This is a genomic window from Streptomyces incarnatus (genome assembly GCF_001027185.1).
In the GTDB taxonomy this organism is placed as follows: domain Bacteria; phylum Actinomycetota; class Actinomycetes; order Streptomycetales; family Streptomycetaceae; genus Streptomyces; species Streptomyces puniciscabiei.
In genome coordinates this window covers 4,401,811-4,425,261 of record NZ_CP011497.1, presented here as the reverse complement: position 1 = coordinate 4,425,261, position 23,451 = coordinate 4,401,811, and the positions used below count along the sequence as shown (strand labels likewise).

Annotated in this window: 20 protein-coding genes and 2 tRNA genes; 15 read left to right on the top strand and 7 right to left on the bottom strand. The window is 72.3% G+C overall.

Going from position 1 to position 23,451, the window contains the following annotated elements; all coding sequences use genetic code 11:
* Nucleotides 1-168: 168 nt before the first annotated feature.
* Both ABB07_RS19775 and ABB07_RS19770 read right to left on the bottom strand, forming a co-directional pair.
* Nucleotides 169-253: transfer RNA gene (locus ABB07_RS19775), tRNA-Ser, on the bottom strand.
* Between the two features lie 135 nt (nt 254-388).
* On the bottom strand, nt 389-1,861 hold the full coding sequence (locus ABB07_RS19770) for a S1C family serine protease (RefSeq protein ID WP_208899955.1): 1,473 nt from the start codon (nt 1,859-1,861) through the stop codon (nt 389-391).
* A 257-nt stretch (nt 1,862-2,118) separates the two neighbouring features.
* On the opposite strand from ABB07_RS19770, the gene ABB07_RS19765 reads away from it, so the two are divergent.
* The 3 genes from ABB07_RS19765 to ABB07_RS19755 all read left to right on the top strand — a co-directional run bounded on the left by ABB07_RS19765 (nt 2,119) and on the right by ABB07_RS19755 (nt 5,162).
* Nucleotides 2,119-2,949, top strand: coding sequence for a glycerophosphodiester phosphodiesterase (locus tag ABB07_RS19765; RefSeq protein WP_208899954.1), 831 nt, complete (start codon nt 2,119-2,121; stop codon nt 2,947-2,949).
* A gap of 179 nt (nt 2,950-3,128) precedes the next feature.
* Nucleotides 3,129-3,767 (top strand): ATP-binding protein, encoded by a 639-nt coding sequence (locus ABB07_RS19760; protein WP_208903528.1) that lies wholly within the window; start codon nt 3,129-3,131, stop codon nt 3,765-3,767.
* 432 nt (nt 3,768-4,199) lie between these two features.
* Nucleotides 4,200-5,162, top strand: a complete 963-nt coding sequence (locus ABB07_RS19755; RefSeq protein WP_208899953.1) for a DUF5926 family protein — start codon at nt 4,200-4,202, stop codon at nt 5,160-5,162.
* A gap of 254 nt (nt 5,163-5,416) precedes the next feature.
* Here ABB07_RS19755 and ABB07_RS19750 read toward each other — a convergent pair whose 3' ends face one another.
* Together ABB07_RS19750 and ABB07_RS19745 are read right to left on the bottom strand one after the other, a co-directional pair.
* Nucleotides 5,417-6,157, bottom strand: a complete 741-nt coding sequence (locus ABB07_RS19750) for a hypothetical protein (RefSeq protein WP_208899952.1) — start codon at nt 6,155-6,157, stop codon at nt 5,417-5,419.
* A 168-nt stretch (nt 6,158-6,325) separates the two neighbouring features.
* Nucleotides 6,326-7,009 carry a bifunctional DNA primase/polymerase gene (locus tag ABB07_RS19745; RefSeq protein ID WP_208899951.1) on the bottom strand — a complete coding sequence of 228 codons (684 nt, stop codon included), beginning with the start codon at nt 7,007-7,009 and terminating at the stop codon, nt 6,326-6,328.
* A 612-nt stretch (nt 7,010-7,621) separates the two neighbouring features.
* Between ABB07_RS19745 and ABB07_RS19740 the strand changes: the two genes are divergently transcribed.
* The 3 genes from ABB07_RS19740 to pdxR all read left to right on the top strand — a co-directional run bounded on the left by ABB07_RS19740 (nt 7,622) and on the right by pdxR (nt 12,091).
* Nucleotides 7,622-9,019 carry a PP2C family protein-serine/threonine phosphatase gene (locus tag ABB07_RS19740; RefSeq protein WP_208899950.1) on the top strand — a complete coding sequence of 466 codons (1,398 nt, stop codon included), beginning with the start codon at nt 7,622-7,624 and terminating at the stop codon, nt 9,017-9,019.
* Nucleotides 9,020-9,175: 156 nt separating this feature from the next.
* Complete coding sequence (locus ABB07_RS19735) at nt 9,176-10,660, top strand: aminopeptidase P family protein (RefSeq protein ID WP_208899949.1); 1,485 nt, start codon at nt 9,176-9,178, stop codon at nt 10,658-10,660.
* Between the two features lie 66 nt (nt 10,661-10,726).
* A complete protein-coding gene (pdxR, locus tag ABB07_RS19730; protein WP_208899948.1) occupies nt 10,727-12,091 on the top strand; it encodes a MocR-like pyridoxine biosynthesis transcription factor PdxR in 1,365 nt (454 codons plus the stop codon).
* Nucleotides 12,092-12,110: 19 nt separating this feature from the next.
* Here pdxR and ABB07_RS19725 read toward each other — a convergent pair whose 3' ends face one another.
* Entirely contained in the window at nt 12,111-12,557 is a 447-nt protein-coding gene (locus ABB07_RS19725) for an ATP-binding protein (protein ID WP_208899947.1), read from the bottom strand.
* A gap of 186 nt (nt 12,558-12,743) precedes the next feature.
* On the opposite strand from ABB07_RS19725, the gene ABB07_RS19720 reads away from it, so the two are divergent.
* From ABB07_RS19720 to ABB07_RS19680, 9 genes are all read left to right on the top strand, one after another.
* Nucleotides 12,744-13,601, top strand: a complete 858-nt coding sequence (locus ABB07_RS19720; RefSeq protein ID WP_208899946.1) for a hypothetical protein — start codon at nt 12,744-12,746, stop codon at nt 13,599-13,601.
* A gap of 140 nt (nt 13,602-13,741) precedes the next feature.
* Nucleotides 13,742-14,482, top strand: coding sequence for a YcnI family copper-binding membrane protein (locus tag ABB07_RS19715; RefSeq protein ID WP_208899945.1), 741 nt, complete (start codon nt 13,742-13,744; stop codon nt 14,480-14,482).
* A gap of 105 nt (nt 14,483-14,587) precedes the next feature.
* Nucleotides 14,588-15,241: an SCO family protein gene (locus ABB07_RS19710; protein ID WP_208899944.1), complete on the top strand. Its 654-nt coding sequence runs from the start codon at nt 14,588-14,590 to the stop codon at nt 15,239-15,241.
* Entirely contained in the window at nt 15,238-15,705 is a 468-nt protein-coding gene (locus tag ABB07_RS19705) for a copper chaperone PCu(A)C (protein ID WP_208899943.1), read from the top strand. The genes ABB07_RS19710 and ABB07_RS19705 overlap by 4 nt, the downstream gene beginning before the upstream one ends.
* A gap of 16 nt (nt 15,706-15,721) precedes the next feature.
* A complete protein-coding gene (locus ABB07_RS19700; RefSeq protein WP_208899942.1) occupies nt 15,722-17,641 on the top strand; it encodes a copper resistance CopC/CopD family protein in 1,920 nt (639 codons plus the stop codon).
* Between the two features lie 8 nt (nt 17,642-17,649).
* Complete coding sequence (efeB, locus tag ABB07_RS19695; protein WP_208899941.1) at nt 17,650-18,933, top strand: iron uptake transporter deferrochelatase/peroxidase subunit; 1,284 nt, start codon at nt 17,650-17,652, stop codon at nt 18,931-18,933.
* Nucleotides 18,934-19,031: 98 nt separating this feature from the next.
* Nucleotides 19,032-19,967, top strand: a complete 936-nt coding sequence (gene pheA / locus ABB07_RS19690) for a prephenate dehydratase (protein WP_208899940.1) — start codon at nt 19,032-19,034, stop codon at nt 19,965-19,967.
* 582 nt (nt 19,968-20,549) lie between these two features.
* Complete coding sequence (serS, locus tag ABB07_RS19685) at nt 20,550-21,827, top strand: serine--tRNA ligase (protein ID WP_208899939.1); 1,278 nt, start codon at nt 20,550-20,552, stop codon at nt 21,825-21,827.
* Entirely contained in the window at nt 21,824-22,624 is an 801-nt protein-coding gene (locus ABB07_RS19680; protein WP_208899938.1) for an HAD family hydrolase, read from the top strand. Before serS ends, ABB07_RS19680 begins: the two co-directional genes overlap by 4 nt.
* A 193-nt stretch (nt 22,625-22,817) precedes the next feature.
* On the opposite strand, the gene ABB07_RS19675 is transcribed toward ABB07_RS19680, so the two are convergent.
* Together ABB07_RS19675 and ABB07_RS19670 are read right to left on the bottom strand one after the other, a co-directional pair.
* Nucleotides 22,818-22,903 (bottom strand) — tRNA-Ser (locus tag ABB07_RS19675).
* 239 nt (nt 22,904-23,142) lie between these two features.
* On the bottom strand, nt 23,143-23,385 hold the full coding sequence (locus ABB07_RS19670; RefSeq protein WP_208899937.1) for an SGM_3592 family protein: 243 nt from the start codon (nt 23,383-23,385) through the stop codon (nt 23,143-23,145).
* Nucleotides 23,386-23,451: the final 66 nt, after the last annotated feature.

Here is a 23,451-nt window from a genome sequence, read left to right as displayed (position 1 = left end):
GGTATGGCCCTCCCCGGCCTATACGCATAGAGCTACGGACCAGAAGGTGCCCGTGCCCCATCCGTGCCCGATCGTGCGGGGAACCACGGGGAATCACGGTGCCGAGCGGGCACCGCACAACGCGACGGCCCCTGACCTTTTCACCTGATCAGGGGCCGTTCATCTGCGCGGTGGGTGTGGGATTTGAACCCACGGTGACTCGCGCCACGACGGTTTTCAAGACCGTTCCCTTAGGCCGCTCGGGCAACCCACCTTGCTCGCGCCCACCTGGGGCGGAGCGGGTACAGCGTACCGGGATCGGACGTCCGGCGGGTGGCGTGGTGCGCAGTGGGCCTCCGGAGCCGGTACGGGACCCGGGCGCCCCTGCGCGTGCGTGCCGGTCGTGCGGTCAGTTGTCGCCGACTCGGGAGCCCAGGGTCAGCTGGACCGTGTGTTCCTGGCCGCCGCGCTTGTAGGTGATCGTGACCTTGTCGCCGGGCTTGTGGGTCCAGATCTCGCCGATCAGGGTCGGGCCGCTGTCGATCACCATGTCGTCCAGCTTGGTGATGACGTCACCCGGCTTGAGGCCCGCCTTGTCGGCCGGGCCGCCCGCCTCGACCGGGGCGGAGCCGCCCGCGCCCTGGTCGGTGATCTTCGCGCCGTTGGTGGAGTCCTCCAGCGAGACGGAGGCGCCGATCTTGGCGTACACCGGCTTGCCGGTCTTGATCAGCTGCTGGGCGACGTACTTGGCCTGGTTGATCGGGATGGCGAAGCCGAGGCCGATCGAGCCGGACTGGCCGGAGCCGAAGCCGCCGCTGCTGGTCGACTGGATCGCCGAGTTGATGCCGATCACCGCACCGGAGGCGTCCAGCAGCGGGCCGCCGGAGTTGCCCGGGTTGATCGACGCGTCGGTCTGCAGCGCGCTCATGTACGACGCCTTGCTGCTGGAGCTGCCGTCGCTGGAGGCCACCGGGCGGTTCTTGGCGCTGATGATGCCGGTCGTCACCGTGTTGGACAGGCCGAAGGGGGCGCCGATGGCGATCGTCTCGTCGCCGACGGCCACCTTGTCGGAGTCGCCGAGGGCCAGCGGGTTGAGGTCGGACGGGGGGTTCTTGAGCTTGATGACCGCCACGTCGTAGCCCTGCGCGTGGCCGACGACCTCGGCGTCGTACTTCCTGCCATTAGGGAACGTGGCGGTCAGCTTGCCGCCGTCGAGCGCGTCCGCCACCACGTGGTTGTTGGTGACGATGTGCCCCTGCTTGTCGAAGACGAAGCCGGTGCCCGTGCCGCCCTCGCCGTTGGTGCTCTCGGCCTCGATGGTGACCGTGCTGGGCAGCGCCCGGGCGGCCACGTTGGCGATCGTGCCGGGCGCGCGCCTGACCTGGGTGGCGCCGCTGTCGGAGGCGGAGACGGTGGTGGAGCCGCTGCTGTCGTTGTCCTTGGCCAGGGTGTAGCCGAGGCCGCCGCCCAGGCCGCCCGCGACCAGCGCGGCCACCAGGACGGCGGCGACGAGACCGCCGCGGCCGCTGCGCGGCTTGGGCGCGGGCTGCTGCCACGACGCACCCCAGCCGCCGGCGCCGCCCGCACCGCCCGCACCGAATCCGCCCGGGGCGCCGTCACCGTGGGCCGCGCCCTCGCCGTAGGGCGGGTTGGCCTGCGGCGGGGGCGGCCAGGAGCCGTCGGGGGCCGGGCCTGAGGCGGACGGGCCGGATCCATGCGGTCCGGCCGCGGCCGGAGCGTCGTGGGGTACGGGCGGGAGGGGGGCCGTCGGCTCGCTCCCCCCGGGGGCGGAGCCCTGCGGGGTCGCGGCGGGAGAGGCCACCGGCACAGGAGGTGCGGACGGGGCCTGGGGTACCTCGTTGCCCTCGTTCTCGGTGCTCACAGCTCTTCTCCTCGGTCCACGGCTGTTGTGTTCGGTCGCACGGTCACGCTCGGCGGCTGCGCATGGTGCTGTGGTCAGTCTTCACTGTTCCGTTTGTATGCAGTCAGCTTTTCCCACGAGCCGTCAGAGCACCATAAGCGGTGGCTGTGGGTCCGCGACCATTCCTTACATAGGGCCTTACTTGCAAAAGTTACATAAACGGGCACAGGTGCGCCTGGGCACCCCCACGCGCCCCCGGACGGTGGCACCATGACGCGGTGACCCACGCACTACAGCGCTCCATCCAGGTCGTCGCCCACCGGGGGGCCTCCGAGGACGCTCCCGAGCACACCCTGGCCGCCTACAAGAAGGCGATCGAGGACGGCGCCGACGCCCTCGAGTGCGACGTACGACTCACCGCCGACGGCCACCTGGTCTGCGTCCACGACCGGCGGGTGAACCGTACCTCCAACGGCCGCGGCGCCGTCTCCGCGCTGGAACTGGCCGATCTCGCCGCGCTCGACTTCGGTTCCTGGAAGACGCGCGAGAGCTGGCGCGGACGGGACGAGGAGCCCGACTGGGAGCACCGGCCGGAGGACCGCGAGGAGACCTCCGTGCTCACTCTGGAGCGGCTGCTGGAGCTGGTCGCGGACGCCGGGCGGCGGGTGGAGCTCGCCATCGAGACCAAGCACCCCACGCGCTGGGCCGGCCAGGTCGAGGAACGGCTGCTGACGCTGCTGAAGCGGTTCGGCCTGGACGCGCCGGCCTCCGCCGCCGAGTCCCAGGTCCGGGTCATGAGCTTCTCCGCGCGCTCGCTGCACCGCGTGCGTGCCACCGCGCCGACGCTGCCGACGGTCTATCTCGTGCAGTTCCTCACGCCCCGGCTGCGCGACGGACGGCTGCCCGCGGGCGTGCGGATCGCGGGGCCCTCGATCCGCATCGTGCGCAACAACCCCGCCTATGTGGAGCGGCTGCGGCGCGCCGGTCACCAGGTGCACGTGTGGACCGTGAACGAGCCCGAGGACGTCGATCTCTGCGTCGAGCTGGGCATCGACGCCATCATCACCAACCGCCCGCGCGCGGTGCTGCGCCGGCTGGGGCGTCTGTGACCTCAAGGTGACCTCAAGAGGCGGGTAAGGAGCTGTGCCCGTCCCTTGACCCCGCTGTGCGGCTGCTGAATCCTCCACTCTCGGCCACACCACTGAAATCCAGCCATACGACGTCCAGAGAAAAGGCCTTCGTCACGGGGAGTGCTCCGGCGCGTTCGCTCCGTGCAGGGCCGTTGCGAATGCGTCACCGGAAGAGGATTGGCCGGTTTCCGGTACAGGCCAATGGGGCATCCACACCGTGGCGTGGGGCAAAGGAGGTCTCGGGGGTGGCGTTGGTGGTGGCACAGGAGGTGCCCACGTCGTCGAGCATGGCCGTACCCCATGGCCCTGCGGGCGTGGGGAAGGCGAGACACCGGATGCGTTCGCAGTTGCGCAGCGGTGGCGTGGCCGAATCGGTCATCGACGATGCCGTACTGATCCTTTCCGAACTGCTGAGCAATGCGTGCAAACACGGGCGGCCCCTGGGGGACGCGCTGGCCGGCGACGGTGACGTGCGCGCCGCGTGGCGGGTCGACGCACGGGGCCGGCTCATCGTCGAGGTGACGGACGGCGGCGGTCCGACCCGCCCGGCGCCGGCCACCCCGTCGGTGACCGCACACGGCGGCCGTGGGCTGAACATCATCACGGCCCTCGCCGACGACTGGGGCGTCCGGGACGACGTGCACGGCGAGGTGACGGTCTGGGTGGTGGTGCACGAGGACGTACACGATCCCGATGCCGGCTGCCGCCGGGACGGCTTCGCTACGCGCGTCACGTCCCCCGCGCTCCCGCACCTGCCCGATCTGGACTTCGCGGACGCGTTCCAGGACCTCGACTGACGGACGCGGTCGGCGAGTTGGGGCGACGGGCGCGATCGAGGCCCTGAGCCGCGCGATGACGGGCAGGGGCCGACGGGCGTTTTCGAGGCCTGGGTCACCCGGGACCACCGGACGTCGGCTCGACGAGGCGGACGGGGGCCGGGGGCCGGGGCCGCGACGCGCGGACGGAAGCCAGGACCACCGGTCTGAACCAGACCGCCGGTCCAGCGCCACCCGGCCCGGACCGGACCGCCGGTCGAGGGCCGGCCGGTGCCCGCCCCAGGACCCCTCTCGTCAGAAGCCGGAGTGGGTCGGGGAGGGGCCGAAGTTGTCCACAGGTTCACACCGTTGGCGTCGAGCGGGCGTGCGTTGTCCACAGGTTCCAGCCGGTCATGGCCTGAACGGCTAGGCTCCCGCCCGTACGAGAAGCGCCGTAACCGGGAGACACCCACGATGGCCAAGAAGCGACCCCAGACGAAGGCCAAGCCACAGCTGACCGATGAGGAGATCCCGGTCGTCGGCGCCCGCGAGCCCTGCCCCTGCGGCAGCGGCCGGCGCTACAAGGCGTGCCACGGCCGGGCCGCGGCGCACGCGGCGACGGAGCTGGTGCACCGCCCGTTCGAGGGGCTGCCCGGCGAGTGCGACTGGGTGGCGCTGCGCGAGCTGGTGCCGGCCGCGACGGTCGAGCTGACCCTGAAGGACGGCCTGCCCGAGGGCGTCCCGTCCGTCACGCTGGCCACGGTGCTGCCGATGGCCTGGCCCGCGCTGCGCCGTGACGACGGCTCGGTCGTGCTCGGCCTGCAGAACGACACGGCGTCCGGTGACCTCAGCCGCGACCTCGCCGACACCCTCCAGCGCGCCCTGACCGCCGAGGCCGGCACCCCGGTGCAGGGCCGCCGCGCCCCGGCCGGCGGCCCGCGGCTGCAGGACGTGCTCGACCTCCAGGCGCCGTTCGAGCCGGTCGTGCACAGCGGCTTCGAGTTCTGGGTGCCGGACGCGGAGAACGCCACGCCCGAGGTGACCGCCTCCCTGGAGCGGGCCAACGCGGCCGCCATCCCGACGGCGAGACTGACCGGTGTGGACGCCGCGTACTGGTGCGAGACCCCGGAGAAGAACCACCTGCGCTGGGTGATGCCGCATCCGGAGGAACAGCTTCTGGACGCTCTGGCGCGGCTGCACGCGGCGGGCCGTTCCCAGCTGGGCGAGGGCACCCGCCTCGTGGGCTCCTTCCGTGCTCACGGCCTCACCGTGCCGGTCTGGGACCTGCCGAGCGGGGTCACGGCGGACGACGTGGAGAAGCCGGCCGCCGAGTTCGCCGAGCGCCTCGCCGCCGCCCTGGCGACCACCGAGCCGCTCACCCCGGACGAGCGCCGGGCGCGTGGCGGACTGACCAACCGGCAGGTCACGCTCAGCTGACGCCGCCGCGCGCGCCTTGGGACTGAACGGTCGGTGAGGCGCGCGCACGGCCCGCGAAACAGGTGACTCCTGTCACAACTCGCCCTGGCGACAGGGAAATCGGTGGCCGAATGCCCCAGACGGAATTTGCGAACCGCCGATCTCTTGTTACCGTTCCAGTAGCCCGGTTGCTGGTGCATCCCCCGTCGCCAGCAACCGGGTCTTTCCATGTCCGCGTACGCCGCCCACGGCGAGCCGCGGTGCGCTGTGGAGCGTCAACTGCCGTTGTCGGTACCGTACTTGCCGTCGCCGCCCGCCGAGTCGCTGCTCGAGCGCAGCAGCAGCGGGCCGTCGGCCCCTCGCCTGGCGAACTCGGTGACGGCCGTGTAGGCGTCCATGCCGCCCCGGCTGCGTTCACGGGGTGTCTCGCAGGTGGCGGGCTCGTCGTCGCCGCCCGTGACACAGTGCATCTGCACACTGTGACCGCCCGGACCCATCAGGCTGAGCACGGCATCCAGCCCCTCGCCGGTGGAGTTGCGGTAGTAGGTGCGGGCCCAGGTGTCGCTGCCCTGGGCCAGGACGCAGGTCTGCGCCTCGATGCCGTCGGGGGAGGTGAGCTGGGCGCCGCACCGCGCGGCGGTGGCCAGACCCAGCCCGAGCAGCCGAGGGGACCCGTCGAGCGAGGGCAGCTTGGCGTCCTCCCGCCCGACACCCGCATCACCGTGCCCGGAGCCCGCGTCACCCTGCCCGGAGCCCCCGTCCTTCCGGCGGGAGCCCCCCTCACCCCGTCCGGAGCCCGGTTCGCTCCCTGCGCCCTGGTGGCTCGCGAGGGCGCGCCCCGCAGCGGCCTCATCAGCGGCGGCCCGTACGACGTCCCGCGCCTTCCCGGCCACCGTGTGCCGTACCGACCCGCCCACCTGCCCGGCGGACGCCACGGCGAGCGGCAGCACCACCGCGGCCGTCACGGCACCCACGAGCGCGAACAACCGCAGTTTGCGGGAGTCCGGCTCGCGCACCCCGGCCGGCTCCACTCTCGGCGGCCGGGCCGCGCCCCGTGCCGATCGGCGGCCGTGCCGCCCAGAACGCCCCCCGGAGGCCTGACGGCCATGTCCCCCAGACATATGCAGCATGTGCGGAAGATAACGACCCGGCGAGGCTCGCGGCCGCGCCCGCGCCGCACGCCGCTACAACTCGGGCGCGCTCACACCCGTACGAGTGAGGGCGTCGACCACGGCGTCCACCACGGCCTCCACGCCGGGCACCCAGGGTGACGCCGAGCCCGGCAGCGGGGCGCGCTCCCAGCGGACGGCGCCCTGGCCGGTCTCGGACGGGGGCAGGGCGAGGTAGCCGCCCTCGCCGTGGAAGCGCAGGGAGCCGGGGACGAAGTCCTTGGCGTAGAGCAGTTCGCCCAACTGCTCCATGGAGTACGGCTTCACCAGCAGCGCCCAGCGGGCCGGGGCGGCGATCACCGGGCCGAGGCGCATGCCCCGCCGGTCGAGCAGGGCGAGGGCGCGGGAGGCGGCGAGCGCCGGCAGGCTGACCGCGCAGGGCGCCTTGCCGCCGGTGGCCAGGACGATCGGCGCGCTGGGCCGGTTGGCCCACCACCAGCGCACCATGCGGGCGTCGGTCGTGGCGGCGAGCAGGCCGGGATCGAAGGGGTGCGCACCGGGCACGGTGCACTCCGGGTCGGGGCAGGCGCAGCGGGCGCGCCCCTGCGGGTCCGGGGCCACGCCCGGGAGCACCGGCCACTGCCATTCGGTCGCGAAGGTCAGGGCCGCGCTGATCAGCTCCGGCCTCTCCTCACGCCTGGGCCTCCCGTCGTTCCGCCTGGACAGGAGCCTGCGTCGCCTTCCGAGGATCTCGCGCATGAGCGCTCGTTCCTTTCCGTTGCACCGCTGGCAACACCGTGGTCCACATCACACCATGTGTCGATCACTTCACTGTGCGTACCTGTTGGCGCATCACACCCCTGCGCACGGCAGGGGGAACCCCAGGGGGTCGAGCATGGGCCGCGTCCGCGTCCATAGTGCGTCCATCACACAACACGGGGTGCGGCGCGGGGGTGGCGAAGTATGGCGTTTTGCCGTCGCGCGTGGTTCTCTCCGCCTCCGCCAGGGAGGATGGGGCTCGGCCGTCGGTGGCTATGACGCCCGGGTCCGTCGCCAGGTTCCGGGTGGTCCCCAACCACCCCTGGCCTTCACCGAGTACGTACCCATCACGACCGCTGTGACGCTCCGTGGAGCAAGGCCAGTCGACCGCAATGGACCGATACCTGCTGCAGTTTTCAGCCAACTTGGCAGTAAGGCAAGGGGTTCGAGGAAAACCTCGTGCGACTCATGGACACCAGGAATCCCCGCAGGACAATGCTGGACATCCCCTCACGAGTGCGTGTACATGTGGAGACACTGCTAGCGGCGCAGAATGACATGGGGGTTTGCGATGCTTTTCAGCAATACGCACCGGTCTGAAGGCCGGACGCCATGAACGCCCCGCACCCTCCGAAAGTGGCTGGAATCGATCCAGCGGTTCCGACGCCCGCACACACTGCGCCCGCTCCCCCCGCCGCCGGCGCCGGACCCTCCCCGGACCCCGCTCCCCTCCCCGCCCCCAACACCCCCGCGCCCGGCGCCCTCCTCCAGGACCGGCTGGCCGGCTGGGTCTCGGACCTCACGACCCTCCACGAGCTCACCGAGCGCCTGTCCCGCACGAACGCGCTGGAACCGGCCCTCCACGAGCTCCTGCGCGCCGGAGCCGCCCTCGTCGGCGCCCGCCGCGGCCTGGTCGCCCTGGAACCCGGCGACGGGCTCGGCCCCCGCACCACCCTCGGCCTCGGCCTCGGCCGGGCCGATCTCGGCCACATCGAGACCGTCCCGCGCGGCGCGCTGCCGTACGACACCGGCACGGCCGGCGAGATCCTCCACCCCGACCTGCTCGCCGAGGACGGTCTGGACCCCCGGCACCGCGAGGTGGCCGCCCGGCTCGGCTACGCCGCCAGCTACGCCCTGCCCCTCGCCACCGACTCCGCGGGCCGCCTCGGCGCCGCCGTATGGCTCTACGACGAGCCGGCCCAACCCCACGAGCGGCAGCGCCACCTCGCCGGCCTCTACGTCCGGCACGCCACCGAGCACCTCGCCCGGCTGCTGGAGGTGGAACGCGCACGCGCGCGCGTGACGACCATCACCGGGGAACTGCTGCCCACCCGGCTGCCCCGGGTACCCGGCGTCCAGCTCGCCGCCCGGCACCGCACCGGCCCGCGCGGCGGCGGCGACTGGTACGACGCGCTGCCGCTGCCGGACGCCGCCCTCGGCCTGTCCGTCGGCTCGGTCACCGGCTCCGGCCCCAGCGCGGTGGCCGCCATGGGCCGGCTGCGCGCCTCCCTGCGCGCGTACGCCGTGATGGAGGGCGAGGACCCGGTCGCCGTCCTGTCCGACCTGGAGCTGCTGCTGCGGCTGACCGAGCCCGCCCGCTCGGCCACCGCGCTGTTCGCCTACTGCGAGCCCGCGCTGCGCAAGATCACCCTGGCCGGTGCCGGGCACAGCCCGCCGCTGCTGATCGGCGAGCGGCGCACCGAGTTCGCCGAGACCTCCGTCTCCGCCCCGCTCGGCATGCTCGCCTGCTGGGAGGCGCCCAGCGTGGAGATCCAGGCCGAGGCCGGGGAGACGATGCTGCTCTACACCGACGGGCTGCTGCACCGCACCGGCGACCCGACGGACCGCGCCTTCGCCCGCCTGCACGCGGCCGCCGCGAGCATCCCGCGCGCCCTGCGCCACGACCCCGGCGCCGTCGCCGACCACGTCCTGCGCACCGTCCTGCCGGACGGCCTGGACCGGGCGGACAGCGAGGAGGACGTGGTGCTGCTGGCGGCCCGCTTCGACTGAGCGCCGCCGCACAGGCCGGCATGACCGGGCATAGCAGGTCATCCGGTCCCGGTCCGGCCACGGTACGACCGTACGATGATGGTGGTCCCCGCTCGGCCACAAGCAGGAGCGTCGCGGGCCCCGGGGGAGATCACCAGGCGTATCGAGGAGGATCACGTGTCCGACGAGCTCAACCCGGCTGTCCCCGACTCCGCTACCGCGGAGGGCCCGGAGGCCGAGTCCGAGGAGCCCATCAAGCAGCGGAAGAACGGCCTGTACCCGGGCGTCTCCGACGAGCTGGCCGAGAACATGCAGTCCGGCTGGGCCGACACGGAGCTGCGCGACCTGCAGCCGATCCCGCAGGCCGCCGAGACCGCCCGCCGCCGCGCCGCGCTCTCCGCCCGCTTCCCGGGCGAGCGCCTGGTGATCCCGGCGGGCAACCTGAAGACCCGCTCGAACGACACCGAGTACCCGTTCCGCTCCTCCGTCGAGTACGCGTACCTCACCGGCAACCAGACCGAGGACGGCGTCCTGGTCCTGGAGCCCACCGCCGACGGCCACCAGGAGACGATCTATCTCCTGCCTCGCTCCAACCGCGAGAACGGCGAGTTCTGGCTCTCCGGCCAGGGCGAGCTGTGGGTCGGCCGCCGCCACTCCCTCGCCGAGTCCGAGGCGCTGTACGGCATCCCGGCCGCCGACGTGCGCGAGCTGGCGGACAAGCTGCGCGAGGCCACCGGCCCGGTGCGCGTGGTGCGCGGCTACGACGCCGGTATCGAGGCCGCCCTGACCGACAAGGTCACCGCCGAGCGCGACGAGGAGCTGCGCGTCTTCCTGTCCGAGGCCCGTCTGATCAAGGACGAGTTCGAGATCGGCGAGCTGCAGAAGGCCGTCGACTCCACGGTCCGCGGCTTCGAGGACGTCGTGAAGGTCCTCGACAAGGCCGAGGCGACGTCCGAGCGCTACATCGAGGGCACGTTCTTCCTCCGCGCGCGTGTGGAGGGCAACGACGTCGGCTACGGCTCCATCTGCGCGTCCGGCCCGCACGCCTGCACCCTGCACTGGGTCCGCAACGACGGCCCGGTCCGCTCCGGCGACCTGCTCCTGCTGGACGCCGGCGTGGAGACCCACACCCTCTACACCGCCGACGTCACGCGCACGCTGCCCGTCAACGGCACGTACAGCGAGATCCAGAAGAAGATCTACGACGCCGTGTACGAGGCCCAGGAGGCCGGTATCGCGGCCGTGAAGCCGGGCGCCAAGTACCGCGACTTCCACGACGCCGCCCAGCGCGTGCTCGCCGAGAAGCTCGTCGAGTGGGGCCTGGTCGAGGGCCCGGTGGAGCGCGTCCTGGAACTGGGCCTGCAGCGCCGCTGGACCCTGCACGGCACCGGCCACATGCTCGGCATGGACGTCCACGACTGCGCCGCCGCGCGGACCGAGACGTACGTGGACGGCACGCTGGAGCCGGGCATGGTGCTCACCGTCGAGCCGGGCCTGTACTTCCAGGCCGACGACCTGACCGTGCCGGAGGAGTACCGGGGCATCGGCGTCCGGATCGAGGACGACATCCTGGTCACCGAGGACGGCAACCGAAACCTTTCGGCCGGTCTGCCGCGCCGCTCCGACGAGGTCGAGGCGTGGATGGCCGCGCTGAAGGGCTGATCTGAGATTCAATGGCCGGGTACCGGGCAGGTGCCCGGCCATTCGCGTGCCTGGGGGAAGGTTCTCGTGGACGACTTCTGGTCCGGTGTCGGTGTCGATCTGTATCTGGAGCCGGACTCGGCGGACGGGCGCCGGATCGGACTGGAGCGGGCCCTCAGGGACGCCGTACGGGACGGGCGGCTCGTGCCCGGGACCCGGCTGCCGGCCACCCGGCGGCTCGCCACCGAGCTCGGCATCTCACGCGGCACCGCCAAGGCCGCCTACGACCAGCTCGTCGCCGAGGGATATCTGACGGCGCGCCAGGGATCGGGCACCCGGGTCGCCGAGCTGCAGCCCGTCGCCGCCGCCGAACCCGGCACCGCGGCACGCACGCGTGCCCCGCGTTTCGATCTGCGCCCCGGCAGCCCGGACGTCGGCGCGTTCCCGGCGGCGGCCTGGCTGCGCGCGCTGCGCCGGGCCATAGCGACGGCGCCCTCACTGACGTACGACTACGGCGACCCGCGCGGCCGGATCGAGCTGCGCACGGCGCTCTCCGGCTATCTGGGCCGGGCGCGCGGGGTGCTGGCGCCACCGGAGCGGATCGTCATCACCTCCGGGTACGTCCAGGGCCTCGCGCTGCTCACGCGCGTGCTGGACGGCGCCGCCGTCGCCATGGAGGACCCCGGGCTGCCGTTCCACCGGGAGGTCGTGCGGCGCAATGGCGGAACGGTCCTGCCGGCGCCGGTCGACACGCACGGGGTGCGTCCCGGGGAGCTGGGCGAGGCCGCCGCCGTGGTGGTCACACCGGCGCACCAGTACCCGACCGGGGTGACCCTGTGCCCCGAGCGGCGGCGGGCGCTCGGCGACTGGGCACGCGCGCGTGGCGGACTGATCGTCGAGGACGACTACGACGGCGAGTTCCGCTACGACCGCCAGCCGGTGGGCGCGCTGCAGGGCATGGCACCCGGGCAGGTGGTGTACCTCGGCACCGCCTCCAAGACGCTGGGCCCCGCACTCCGCCTGGGCTGGATGGTGCTGCCGGCGGATCTGGTCGACGCGGTCGCCGACGCCAAGCTGCACAGCGACCACCACACCGAGACCATCGGCCAGCTGGCCCTCGCCGAGCTGATCGACAGCCACGCGTACGACCGGCACGTGCGCGCGTGCCGGCTGCGCTATCGGCGGCGCCGGGACCTGTTGCTGGACCGGCTGGGCGCGGGCCGGAGCGTGCACGGCATCGCGGCCGGACTGCACGCCCTGATCGACGTGCCCGACGAGGCCGAGGTGCTGGCCCGCGCCGAGGCGGAGGGCCTCGCCCTCGGCACCCTCGGCGACCACTGGCACGACTCCGCGCCCGGTCGCCCGCAGGGCCTGGTCGTCGGCTACGGCACGCCACGGGAGCGGGCGTACCCGGAGGCGCTGGAGGCGCTGGCGAAGGTGCTGGACGCCTGAGCGGGGGTCGCACCCCCTGCTATGCCGTCAGCAGCGAGGGGTCCTTCGTCCACTTGAGGATCTTGTCGAAGCTGACCACCGTGCCGCCCCGGCCCGGCTTGGCGCCGATGTGGACGTGGTCGGCGAGTTCCCGGATGAGACACAGGCCGCGGCCGTGCTCGGCGTCCGCGCGGGCGGGCCGGATGTCCTGGGCGAGCGAGAACCCCGGTCCGGAATCGGCCACTTCGATACGGCACTTCTCGCCGTCGAGATACGCGGTCACCCGGTACGCCTCCGAGCTGCCGCCGTGCGGCGTGTTCCCCCCGTGCTCGACGGCGTTCGCGCAGGCCTCGGTCAGGGCGACGGACAGGTCGTAGGAGATCTCGGGGTCGACGCCCGCCGTCTCCATGGTGCCGATCAGCAGCCGCCGGGCGAGCGGCACGCTCGCTGCCTCGCGGCGCAGATGGAGTGACCACCAGATGCTCATGCTCCAGCCTCCTGGCCGCGGCTCGACATACCGATACGTATTGCCGCCCGTAGGGGGCCGTAAGCACACAGTTGACGTGACTCCGCCCATACAGCCGATGCGCCGGGGGAGGAATCGGTGTATGAGGGACGTTCCCCCGGCCCTGCCGCAGGGCGCCCGTCACCGCAGTGCGATGATGAGGCCGCCATGACTGCCCCCCACCCGCGTACGGCGCGTCCCGGAGCGGGGCTCCGGATCCTGCGGGCCGCGGTGTTCGCCGCGGTCTGCGTCGCGCTGGCCGCGTGCGGGCACACCCTCGCCTCCTGCGCGAGCGTGCCCCTGTGGACGCTGGGCGCGGGCTTCCTCGGCTGTCTGCTGCTCGTGGTGCCGCTCGCCGGGCGCGCCCGCTCGCTGCCGGGCATCGCCGCGCTCCTCGCCCTCGGCCAGACCGCGCTGCACACGCTGTTCGGGTTGGGCCAGCACGCGACCGTCATGGCCGCCGGCAGCATGGCGAGCGGCATGACGACGGGGGCATCGGGCGCGCGCGGCTCCTCGCTCAGCGACACCGCGCTGGTCGAGCAGGCCACGCGGCTGCTGTGCGGGGCGAGCCCGGCCGCCCTGACCCCGGGGCGCGCCTTCCACCTGCTGCTCGCCGCGCACCTCGTCGACCGCTCGGGCCGGCCCGTGGCGGTCATGGGCGGCATGCGCCACGCCTACGACGCCACCGGCTCCTCCGCCGCGCTGCTGCCCTCGCTGCCGATGCTGCTCGGCCACGTCCTCGCGGCCGTCGCCGCGGGCTGGCTGCTGCGCCGCGGTGACCTGGCGCTGCTGCGGCTGATCGAACTGTCGGCGCACGGAGTCGCGGAGGGGGCGCTCGTACGCTCCCTGCGCGCCGCGCTCGCGCTGGCGCGCGCCCTGTGCGCCGGGCTGCTGCCCGCCTCCGAGCCCCTCCCACGCGGCCGTCGGACCGCCCGGGACGAGGCACCCGACCCGCACACCACCGCACTCCAGCACACGGTGATCCGGCGCGGCCCGCCCGCCGCCCGCTTCCTCCTCGCCGCCTGACGCGACGCGCGCACCGTTCCACCGATCCGGGGAGTACCACCCCACGGTCCGAGGTGAGGGCTGCCGCCGTCGCGCGACACGCGCGCGTGTGCGCGCACCCCTCTTCGTCACCAGAACTCTCAGAGTGGAGTGCTCCTGCCATGCAGGCTTCTCGTATCGCTTCCCGTGCCCTTGCCGCCGGCGCCGTCGCGGGCACGGCCGTCCTGGCGCTGTCCGTCCCCGCCTTCGCGCACGTCACCGTGCAGCCGGAGGGCGCCGCGGCCAAGGGCGGCTACGCGGTCGTCGACTTCAAGGTCCCCAACGAGCGCGACAACGCCTCGACCACCAAGGTCGAGGTCAGCTTCCCGGCCGACCACCCGCTCGCCTCGGTCATGCCCGAGTCCGTCGCCGGCTGGAACGTGCAGGTCACCAAGTCCAAGCTGGACAAGCCGCTGACCATGCACGGCGAGAAGATCGACGAGGCCGTCACCAAGGTCACCTGGACCGCCGCCGACGGCAAGGGCATCCGGCCCGGCTACTTCCAGAAGTTCCCGCTGTCCCTCGGCGCCCTGCCCGAGAACACCGACCAGCTCGTCTTCAAGGCGATCCAGACGTACTCCAACAAGGAGGTCGTGCGCTGGATCGAGGTGCCGCAGGCCGGTCAGGACGAGCCGGAGAACCCGGCGCCGGTGCTGCGGCTGTCCGCCGCGGCCGACGACCACCACGGCACGGCGGGCGCCGCCGAGGACGCCTCCGACAAGACCGCGGACGCGGCCGCCGATTCCGGATCCGGCTCCCACGACACCGACACCACCGCGCGCGTGCTCGGCGTGATCGGCATCGCCGCCGGCGTCGCGGGCGTCGCCTACGGCGTCCTCGCGGGCCGCCGCCGGACCGCCTAAGCCCTTCCGGACCGCGCACGGGGGTCGTGCGAGGCGTGCGACGCTGTCGTGGCCGCCGTACGACCCCGGTGCGCGCCGGAGCACTCACATCTGGGACATTCCTCTATGCGCAAGAAGACGTTCGCCGCGGCCGCGCTGCTCGCCGCCGCCACCCTGACCCTCTCCGCCTGCGGCAACGGCAACGACGGCAAGTCGCCGGTCACCGCGGTCTCGGAGGCGTCCGACTCGGGCAAGGCCGCCACCGTCCTCGACCAGCCCTTCCAGAAGCCGGACCTGGTCCTCACCGACACGCACGGCAAGAAGTACGACCTGCGCCAGGAGACCAAGGGCCATCCGACCCTGCTGTACTTCGGCTACACGCACTGCCCCGACATCTGCCCGACGACGATGAGCAACATCGCCGTCGCCAAGAAGGCGCTGCCCAAGGCCGAGCAGAACGACCTGCGGGTCGTGTTCGTCACCACCGACCCCGGCCGCGACACCCCGGCCGGGCTGGGCAAGTGGCTCAAGGGCATCGACCCGCAGTTCATCGGGCTGACCGGGGACTTCGCCACCATCCAGGCCGGTGCCCGCTCCGTCGGCATCTCCGTGGAGCCGACCACGAAGGACAAGAACGGCAAGCTCGTCTCCGTCCACGGCACCCAGGTCATCGTCTTCTCCCCGAAGACGAACGGCGGTTACGTCCTCTACGGCGAGGACGCCACGGTCGACGACTACACCAGGGACCTGCCGAAGCTCGTCGAGGGGGCGAACCCGTGAGGCACCGCCCCGCCGTCCTGACCGCCGCCACCGCGCTCGCCGGAGCCCTGGCCCTCGCGGGCTGCTCGGACTCCGGCTCCGGCTCATCGAAGGCCGAACTGTCGGTGAGCGGGCCGTACATACCGCAGCCGGTCTCCGCCGACATGGCGGCCGGCTTCCTGACGATCACCAACAAGGGCGGCACCCAGGACGAGCTGACCGGGGTGACCAGCGACGCCGCCGGCCAGATCACCATGCACAGCACCACGGGCGGCGCCATGCGGGAGAAGAGGTCCTTCGCCATACCCGCCCACGGTCAACTCGTGTTCAAAAGCGGCGGCAACCATCTGATGTTCGAGAGGCTGAAGCACCAGCCGAAGCAGGGCCAGACGGTCACCGTGAAGCTCACCTTCGCCAAGTCCGGGTCCCTCACCGTCGAGATGCCGGTGAAGTCCGCCACGTACAACCCGTCGACCGGCCACTGAGGGAGGGACCCACACCGTGACCCGGACCATCACCCCCACGCGACACCCGGGCAGCCTGCGCACCCTGGTGCTGCTGTTCCTCGCCGTCATCGGCGTGACTCTCGCGGGTGCCGCACCGGCCTCCGCGCACGCGGCGCTGACCGGCAGCGACCCCGCGCAGGGGGTGGTGGTCAAGCAGGCGCCGAGCCAGGTCGCGCTCACCTTCTCCGAGAAGGTGGCGATGAACGACGACTCGCTGCGCGTCCTCGACCCCCGGGGCAAGCCCGTCCAGACCGGCAAACCGGCCAACCTGAGCGGGACGACGTACGCCGTGCAGCTCAGGAAGGGCCTGGGCAAGGGCACCTACACGGTGACCTACCAGGTCGTCTCCGCCGACAGCCACCCCGTCTCCGGCGCCTACACCTTCTCCATCGGGGCGCCCTCGCAGACCGTGGTCTCCGGTACCGGGCCGGTCGCGGGCGGCGGGGTCGTGGGCGCGCTCTACGCCTTCGGGCGGTACGCGTCGTACGCCGGTTTCCTCGTGCTCGCCGGCGGCGCGGCCTTCGTGCTCGCCTGCTGGCAGCGCGGCGCGGGCGTACGGCCCCTGCAGCGGCTGGTCGTCGGCGGCTGGCTCACGCTCACCGCGGCCACCCTGTGGCTGCTGCTCCTGCGCGGCTCCTACACCACCTCCGGGAAGCTCGCCGACGTCTTCGACCTCGGTCTGCTGGGCCAGGTACTGCAGACCAAGACCGGCGCGGCGCTGGTCTCCCGGCTGCTGCTGCTCGCCGCCGCCGCGCTGTTCATCGCCGTCCTCTTCGGCGCCTACACCAAGCGCGAGGAGGGCGACGAGAAGCGCGATCTGACCTTCGGGCTCGCCGTCGGTGGTGTGGTCGTCGCGGCGGGGCTCGCGAGCAGCTGGGCCATGGCCGAGCATGCCTCGGTCGGGCTCCAGCCGGGCATCGCCATGCCCGTCGACGTCGTCCACCTCCTCGCCGTCGCCGCCTGGCTGGGCGGACTCATCGCGCTGCTGGTCGCCCTGTACCGGGCGCCCGCCGAGACGCCGGTGGAGGCCGCCGCCGTCCGCCGCTTCTCCCGTCTGGCCTTCGGCTCCGTCGTCGCGCTCGTGGCGACCGGCACCTACCAGTCCTGGCGGCAGCTGGGCTCCTGGTCGGCGTTCACCGACACCCGGTACGGGCAGCTGCTCCTGGTCAAGATCGGGCTGGTGGCGGTCATGGTCGGTATCGCCTCCCTCTCGCGGCGGTGGACGGGCCGGCTCGCCGACACGGCCGGCGTCACGGCCGAGGATCCCGCGAAGGAACGGGTCACCTCGGGTGCGGCCAAGCAGTCCAACAAGGGCAAGACCAGCGGAGACCCCCGGCGCGCCGCCGAGCTCGCCCGGCAGCGGGCCGCGATGGACGCCGCCCGGCAGAAGCGGCTGCGGGACGGCGACACCAACCGCTTCGGGCTGCGCCGTACGGTGCTCGCCGAGGCCGGTGTCGCCGTGGTGCTGCTCGCCGTCACCACCTGGCTGACCCAGACCGAGCCGGGCCGCACCGAACTGGACGCCAAGGCCGCCTCCTCGTCCTCCTCCGCCTCGGCCACGGCGCCCTCGGACGGCGCGCTGACCCTGGACATGCCCTTCGACACCGGCGGCAGCGACGGCAAGGGCGTCGTCAGCATCGACCTCGACCCCGCGCGCGTGGGCGGCAACGAGATGCATGTGTACGTCCAGCGGCCCAACGGCCGGGCCTTCGACATTCCCGAGGTGAAGGTCGAGTTCACCCTGGAGGCGAAGAAGATCGGCCCGCTTCCCGTGACCCCCGACCACATCACCACCGGCCACTGGTCGGCGAGCGGTGTACAGATCCCCATGGCCGGCGACTGGAAGATCGCCGTCACCGTGCGGACCTCCGACATCGACCAGGTGACCGTCTCCAAGAACGCGCAGATCGGCTGAACGACACCATGCCCGACCCGTCCCTCCCCCAGGCCCGTACCTCCGCCGAGGTGCCCGAGGCGACCCAGCCAGCGGGCGGCCACGGCCTCTCCCGGCGCGCGCTGCTCGGCACCGCGGGCGCCACCGGGCTCGTCCTCGGCGCCGCCGGCGGGGCCGTGGGCTACGCCGCCGCGCCCGCCCCGGCCACCCCGCTGACCTCGGTCGGCTCCGACCGGGCGATGTTTCACGGGAAACATCAGCCCGGCATCACCGAGGGCCTCCAGGCGCGCGGCCATCTGGTCGCCTTCGACCTCGTGGCGGGCGCCGGCCGCAGGGAGGCCGCGGCCCTGCTGCGCCGCTGGTCCACGACGGCCGAGCGGCTGATGGCCGGCGAGGCCGCGCCGCACGACGACACCGATGTGGCCCGCGACGCAGGGCCCTCGTCGCTGACGGTCACCTTCGGCTTCGGGCACTCCTTCTTCGGCAGGACGGGTCTGGAGAAGCAACGGCCGACCGCCCTGGACCCGCTGCCGGACTTCTCCTCCGACCACCTCGACAAGGCGCGCAGCGACGGTGACCTGTGGGTGCAGATCGGCGCGAACGACGCCCTGGTCGCCTTCCATGCGCTGCGCGCCATCCAGAAGGACGCGGGCGGCGCGGCCCGCCTGCGCTGGCAGATGAACGGCTTCAACCGCACCCCGGGCGCCACCGCGCACCCCATGACGGCCCGCAACCTCATGGGCCAGCTCGACGGCACCCGCAATCCCAAGCCCGCCGACCCGGACTTCGACCAGCGGATCTTCGTGCCCGCCTCCGGCGAGCCCGCCTGGATGGCGAACGGCTCCTACGCCGTCGTACGCCGTATCCGCATGCTCCTGGACGACTGGGAGAAGCTGTCGGTGCCGGCGCAGGAGGCGGTGATCGGGCGCCGGAAGTCCAATGGGGCGCCGCTGTCCGGGGGCGACGAGACGACCCCGATGGACCTGGAGAAGACCGACGCCAAGGGCGAGTACGTCGTCCCCCTCAACGCCCACGCCCGGATCACCCGGCCCGACAGGAACGGCGGCGCGGCCATGCTGCGGCGTCCCTTCTCCTACCACGACGGCTTCGCCGCGGACGGCACTCCCGACGCCGGGCTGCTCTTCGTCTGCTGGCAGGCGGACCCGCTGCGCGGCTTCGTCCCGGTGCAGCGCAAGCTCGACCGGGGCGACGCGCTGTCCCCGTACATCCGGCACGAGGCGAGCGGGCTGTTCGCGGTGCCGGGCGGGGCCGCGAAGGGCGAGTACGTGGGGCAGCGGCTGCTGGAGGGCTGACGTCCTTTTCAGTGGCGATCGGGGTTTCAAACCACCCGGTCGAGTGGTCTTCATGAGACACGGAAGCCGCTTTCCGCCGCGGCCATTAGGGTGAGGACATGCCAGCGAGCTATGCGTATCTCGGCCCGGAGGGCACCTTCACCGAGGTGGCCCTGCGGACGCTCCCGGAAGCGGCCACCCGGGAGCTCGTCCCGTATGTCTCGGTGCAGTCCGCGCTGGACGCCGTACGGGCCGGCGAGGCCGAGGCCGCGTTCGTGCCGATCGAGAACTCCGTCGAGGGCGGCATCACCACCACCCTGGACGAACTGGTCGCGGGCGAGCCGCTGATGATCTACCGCGAGGTGCTGCTGTCGATCACCTTCGCGCTGCTGGTCCGGCCCGGCACCAAGCTGTCGGACATCAAGACCGTCTCCGCCCATCCGGCGGCCCAGTCGCAGGTGCGCAACTGGCTGCGGAAGAACCTCCCCGACGCCGCCTGGGAGTCGGCCGCCTCCAACGCGGACGCCGCCCGCCTGGTCCAGGAGGGCCGGTACGACGCCGCCTTCGCGGGCGAGTTCGCCGCCTCGCGGTACGGCCTCGATGCCCTGGAGACCGGGATCCACGACTTCCCGGAGACCGCGCAGACCCGGTTCGTGCTGGTCGGCCGCCCGGCCCGGCCCGCCGCACCGACCGGCGCCGACAAGACCTCGGTGGTGCTGTGGCAGCGCGACGACCACCCCGGCGCGCTGCGCGACCTGCTGGGGGAGTTCGCCTCGCGGGGCATCAACCTCATGCTGCTGCAGTCCCGGCCGACCGGCGCCGGCATCGGCAACTACTGCTTCTGCATCGACGCCGAGGGCCATATCTCGGACCGGCGGATGGCGGAGGCGCTGATGGGCCTGAAGCGGATCTGTCTGCAGGTGCGTTTCCTCGGCTCCTACCCGCGTGCCGACATCGGGCCGGCCAAGGCTCCGGCGACCCGGACGGGGACCTCGGACGAGGAGTTCATGGCGGCGGCGGACTGGGTGGCGCGCTGCCAGGACGGCCGGTTCTGAGGCGGCCGTAGACTGCTTCCAGCCAGTACGACCTGCATATCTTCGTTATCCACAGAAGTTATCCACAGGTCCGCTTCTCGACCTGGGGACAAGTCGACAAGGGTGCGTGAGTCGGTCGACAAATCGCCCCCGACGCCCCCGATGCGGCCACTGTCCCGCAGCTCACCCTTCGTCCACTCGTTTCCATTGATTCATCTTTTGGAGCGACCGCTTTCCACTCAAAAGTGGGCGTGAACGGGGTTTGCCCTGGGAATTCTTCAGTCCGCCACAAGGATCCGGAGTGATCAATTCCGAAATCCACAGTCCTTCCACACAGCCTGTGGATAACTCTCCCGAGGGTGTGGATCCCTGTGGACAGCGGGCCTGCGAAGTCCCGTTCTCCACAAGGGAATCCGGTCAACCCGGCGCCGGAGCACTGATCCGTCCCAGGGAGTGAGACACTTTTCCTTGACGGGTACCGATAAGTTCCGACACGTTGCGCAATTCGCCCAGAACGGAACGTAACCGACAAACAATGGCGAATACGAACTCGGCGCAATGGAGATTCGTGAGCGGCGAGCCCGCACCGGTAGCCTTGGCCTCGTGATTGACCTTCGCCTGCTCCGTGAGGACCCCGACCGTGTGCGCGCGTCCCAGCGCGCCCGTGGAGAGGACGTCGCGCTCGTCGACTCCCTCCTGTCTGCCGACGAGCGGCGCAGGTCCTCCGGCGTCCGCTTCGACGAGCTGCGCGCCGAGCAGAAGCAGCTCGGCAAGCTCATCCCCAAGGCCACCGGCGACGAGAAGGCCGAGCTGCTGAAGCGGGCGAGCCAGCTCGCCGCCGACGTCAAGGCCGCCGACGCCGAGCGCGACGCGGCCGACGCCGAGACCCAGGAGCTGCTGCTCCAGCTCGGCAACCTCGTCCACCCCGACGTGCCCGTGGGCGGCGAGGAGGACTTCGCCACGCTGGAGACGCACGGCACGATCCGCGACTTCGGCGCCGAGGGCTTCGAGCCCAAGGACCACCTGGAGCTCGGCCAGCTGCTCGGTGCCATCGACGTCGAGCGCGGCGCCAAGGTCTCCGGCTCCCGCTTCTACTTCCTCACCGGCGTCGGCGCCCTGCTGGAGCTGGCCCTGGTGAACGCGGCGATCGCCCAGGCCACCGCGGCCGGCTTCACCCCGATGCTCACCCCGGCGCTGGTCCGCCCGCAGTCCATGGCCGGCACCGGCTTCCTCGGCCAGGCCGCCCAGGACGTCTACCACCTCGACAAGGACGACCTGTACCTGGTCGGCACCTCCGAGGTCCCGCTGGCGGCCTACCACATGGACGAGATCATCGACGCCGACAGGCTGCCGCTGCGGTACGCGGGCTTCTCGCCCTGCTTCCGCCGCGAGGCCGGCTCGCACGGCAAGGACACCCGGGGGATCTTCCGGGTGCACCAGTTCGACAAGGTCGAGATGTTCTCGTACGTCGCGCCCGAGGACTCCCAGGCCGAGCACCAGCGGCTGCTGGACTGGGAGAAGCAGTGGCTGACCTCGCTGGAGCTGCCGTTCCGCGTCATCGACGTCGCCTCCGCCGACCTCGGCGCCTCGGCCGCCCGCAAGTTCGACTGCGAGGCGTGGATCCCGACCCAGGGCAAGTACCGCGAGCTGACCTCGACCTCGGACTGCACCGAGTTCCAGTCCCGCCGGCTGTCCATCCGGGTCCGCGACGGCAAGCAGGTCAAGCCGCTCGCCACGCTCAACGGCACGCTGTGCGCCGTCCCGCGCACGATCGTGGCGATCCTGGAGAACCACCAGCAGGCCGACGGCTCCGTCCGGGTCCCCGAGGTGCTGCGCCCGTACCTGGGCGGCCGGGAGGTCCTGGAGCCGGTCGCCAAGTGACCGGCTTTCCCTACCGGCTGATCGCGACCGACCTCGACGGAACGCTCCTGCGCTCCGACGGGTCGGTCTCGCAGCGCACCCGTGACGCGCTCGCCGCGGCCACCGCGGCGGGCGCGGCCCACATCGTCGTCACCGGCCGCGCGGTCCCGTGGACCCGGCCCATCCTGGACGACCTCGGCTACGAGGGCCTCGCCGTCTGCGGCCAGGGCGCGCAGGTCTACGACGCCGGGGCGCACCGCCTGCTGACCTCGGTCACCCTGGACCGGCAGCTGGCGGGCGTGGCCCTGGCCAAGATCGAGGCCGAGGTGGGTCCGCTGTTCCTTGCGGCCAGCCGGGACGGGCTCGACGGCGAGGTGCTGGTGGGGCCCGGTTACGCGGTCACGGGCACGCTGCCGGCCACCCCGTTCACGGACGTGTCCGACCTCTGGGCGGCTCCGCTGGGCAAGATCTACATACAGCATCCGACGCTGGGCGACGACGAGCTGGCGGAGGCCGCCCGGCAGGCCGCCGGCGGTTTCGTCACCGTGGCCATGGCGGGCGAGGGCATCGTGGAACTCCTCCCGCTGGGCCTGTCCAAGGCGACGGGGCTGTCGCTCGCCGCCCGCCGTCTCGGCCTGAAGGCCGCGGACACGATCGCCTTCGGCGACATGCCCAATGACATCCCGATGTTCGCCTGGGCGGCCCGGGGCATAGCCATGGCCAACGCCCATGAGGATCTCCGCGCGGTGGCCGACGAGGTCACCTCCTCCCACGAGGAGGACGGGATCGCGGTGCTGCTGGAGCGGTTGCTGTCTTAGCAGCCGGGTCCCGCCGCAGGGCTTGCGGTCCGTCGCCGAGTGCAGGTCCGTGCCTGGCCCATCGCGCGGTTCCCCGCGCCCCCAGGGGGTTACCGTGCCGCTGTCTGCGAAGTCGCCGCAGCTGCGGGCAGTCGTGCCCCGCTCCTGACGCCGTCGGCTGACAGGTCGGCCAGGTCCCAGTGACAACGTCTCGCGGAGGATGCACGGATCGAACGTGCGCGGGGTTGTCCCCCGACCACGGCTTAGCAAGCCGGTGCCTTACCACTCGGCCAATCCTCCGGGTGGGCGGCCCACGCGAGAGCGACATCGCGTGCTCGAAGCGGCCGCCCCGGGCTGCCCCCTCGGGCTCCACGGTGGGGTAACTACACCGGAGCCGGCCTCGGGCTGCCCTGTCGGGAGCTGGGCGTACTGCCGTGCATGGACATCGCCCACCTCCACTCCCAGAACACGGCGCCGGGACGTTCCCGGCGGATGGGGCACAACCACACTGCCCCACCGCCGAGTCGGGCGCCACCGAATTACCGGCGGCGCCATCTGCGGCGCCGCGACCTGCTGAAGAACCAGCCCGCCGGCGGCTCGTCGGAGCGCCACGGCTGCGGCTCCGGTTCCTCGGCCCGCCAGCGGGCGGCGAGCATCCGGGCCCGCGCGGACGGCTCCGAGGCCTCGGCACCCTGGATGAAGTCCTCGTCGAGAACCAGCCCGTCCCAGACGTCGGTCTCGGGCGGCCGGCGCTCGTCGTTTCGCGGCATCTCCTCTGTCATCACCGGCCTCCTAGCCGTACATCCGGTTTGCCCAGTGTGCCGGGGACGAGGTGAAGCCCCCGTCAA